This window comes from Rhodococcus sp. CX (assembly GCF_015865005.1).
Lineage (GTDB): Bacteria > Actinomycetota > Actinomycetes > Mycobacteriales > Mycobacteriaceae > Rhodococcus.
This window is the reverse complement of record NZ_JADZGH010000111.1, coordinates 83,101-84,894: the sequence shown is the minus strand read 5'-3', so window position 1 is coordinate 84,894 and position 1,794 is coordinate 83,101. Positions and strand designations below refer to the sequence as shown.

Genomic DNA, 1,794 nt, shown 5'->3' with positions numbered 1-1,794 from the left:
CCGCCGAAATGCATTCCCGAGACTTCTATCGGGGCGGGGCGGGCAGAGCGCTCTCGATGTGGTCGACCGCGACGACCCGGTCCTCGTGCAGCGACAGCACCCACGTGCTGCCCTTGCGGTTACGGGTCGCGGGCACGGTGACACCGTCCCGTTCCGCCCACCACCGGACGAGGTCCGGAATCACCTTGCCCTGACTGCAGATCACCGGTGAACCGCCGCGCCGGGCGATCTCCAGGGTGCGTTTGCGGCCCAGCTGCGGATCGGCTGCGTAGTCTTCCTCGTTGAGCGACGGTTCGATCGCGATGTCGACGCCCAGCTGTTCGGCGAGGGGCTCCACTGTCTGGATACAGCGGACACGGTCTGCGGCCGTGATGCTGTCCGCCCCGAATGCGCGCAGCTGTGCGACAAGAGCCTCGGCCTGGGCCTTGCCCGTCGAATCGAGCGGCCGCAGCCGGTCGTCACCGCGATGCTGTTTGCGGCTCCCGGCCTTGGCGTGCCGCACGATCAGAACGGTCTTCGTATCCGCCGGCAGGGCCCGGAATCGGCGCAGCACCGTGCGATCCATCGGGTACGAAAGCTGATCGAACGCGGTGTCCGGGTCCTCCCAGCGCAACTCGTCGACCTCGTGGTTCGGGACGAACTCGCCGCCGACCGCACGCGCCGCCCAATAGTCGACCCGTTTGAGTTTGCGGTGTCCCGGAACGGGATACGTGATCTTGCCGAGATGCCGGCCGAGCTGCGCCCGGAATCCGGTCTCCTCCTCGATCTCGCGGACCGCCGCGACGACCGCCGTCTCACCGGGATCGAGCTTGCCCTTCGGGAAGCTCCAGTCGTCGTAGCGGGGACGGTGGACGAGCGCGACCTCGACCCGTACCGGATCGGCCGGGTTCGGTCGCCAGAGCACGGCACCCGCGGCGAAGATGTTCGCCTTCACGGGCTTGTCGGAATTCACCGGTTTCCGGGGGGAAGTCACAGAAGTCCTTCCGACACTCACGCCCGGCTGCGCATGAGCTCGACCTGGTGGTCACGAGCGGCAGTGCCCGGGGCCGGCGATGCCGACCAGGTGCCGTCGCTTTCCAGGGTCCAGCATCGGGTCGCAGGGTCCAGGGCGGAATCGAAGATCGAACCCAGCTGCTTGGTCAGCCGCGAATCCTTCACCTGCACCATCACTTCGACGCGGCGATCGAGATTGCGGTGCATCATGTCCGCGCTGCCGATCCAGAATTCGTCGGCTCCGCGGAAGTGCAGCACCCGCGAATGCTCGAGGAAACGACCCAGAATGGACCGCACGGTGATGTTCTCGCTCAGACCCGGGACGCCCGGTTTGAGCGCGCAGATGCCGCGCACCACGATCTCGACCGGAACCCCGGCGCGGGACGCCCGATACAGCGCGTCGATGACCTGCTCGTCGACCAGAGCATTCGCCTTCAAGCGGATTCCCGTGGCGTTTCCGGCTGCATCTCCCGTCGCTGCGCTCGCCCTGGCGGCGAGCTCGATCTCGCGGTCGATGCGTTCGATGATGCCTGCCCGCACCCCGTGCGGAGCGACCAGCAGATTGCGGTACTTCGCCTTCCGGGAGTATCCCGTGAGTGTGTTGAACAGATCGGTGAGGTCCGAGCCGATCTCGGGATCGGAGGTCAGCAGACCCACGTCCTCGTACAGGCGTGCGGTCTTCGGATTGTAGTTGCCCGTTCCGATGTGGCAGTAGCGGCGGATCGCCGAACCTTCGCGCCGCACCACCAGACACGTCTTGCAGTGCGTCTTGAGACCGACGAGGCCGTACACCACGTGCAC

At 66.6% G+C, this 1,794-nt stretch carries 2 protein-coding genes; both read right to left on the bottom strand.

Annotation, left to right across the window (positions count from 1 at the left end):
- Positions 1–25: 25 nt before the first annotated feature.
- Positions 26–973, bottom strand: a complete 948-nt coding sequence (locus I0Q12_RS12475) for a bifunctional NUDIX hydrolase/histidine phosphatase family protein (RefSeq protein WP_307846200.1) — start codon at positions 971–973, stop codon at positions 26–28.
- A 17-nt stretch (positions 974–990) separates the two neighbouring features.
- On the bottom strand, positions 991–1,794 hold an 804-nt coding region (locus I0Q12_RS32710; RefSeq protein ID WP_374068689.1), incomplete at its 5' end, for a phospholipase D-like domain-containing protein.